Raw genomic sequence first — 554 nt, forward strand, 5'->3', positions numbered from 1 at the left:
GCCCAAGCCGGCCGCAAGCTTGATATTGCACGGCGTGCAATCTACCCCGGACGAGGCGTGCGAACCGGCACGGGAACGGGCGGCGGGCAGGCACGGAGACGGATTTGGCAAAAGAGGCGGCAAGAGACTCGGCAAGAACTTCCGCAAGAGACTCGGCACCCAAGGCACGGGGCAGCGGGCCGCGGGGCGAGCATGACCGCGAGGGCTTCATCGCTCTGGTCGCGGGCGCGGCGGAGAGCCTCGTGCGCAACGAGGGCTATCGTGCGCTCGGCATGCGACGGCTGGCGGCAGCCATCGGCTACGCACCGAACTCGATCTACAACGCGGTGGGCGACCTCGATCAGGTGGTCCTGCGGGTCAACGCCCGCACCCTGGCCAGGCGGCACACGGCGCTGAGCGCCGTGATCGATCCGGAGCGGGCGGCGCGGGACAACGCCCTGGCACTGGCCGACGCCTATCTCGTCTGCGTCGCCGCCGACCCACGGGTCTGGAGCCTGCTGTTCGAGCATCTCGTCGCGCCGGACCAGCCGTTTCCGGACTGGTACGCCGCGGCC

At 70.2% G+C, this 554-nt stretch carries 1 protein-coding gene; it reads left to right on the forward strand.

Annotated features, from left to right (window positions below):
- Window positions 1-104: 104 nt before the first annotated feature.
- A partial coding sequence (locus C1631_RS25345; protein WP_185144697.1) for a TetR family transcriptional regulator occupies window positions 105-554 on the forward strand: 450 nt, incomplete at its 3' end.

The sequence above is a fragment of the Chryseobacterium phosphatilyticum genome, assembly GCF_002899825.2.
Taxonomy (GTDB): Bacteria; Bacteroidota; Bacteroidia; order Flavobacteriales; family Weeksellaceae; genus Chryseobacterium; species Chryseobacterium phosphatilyticum.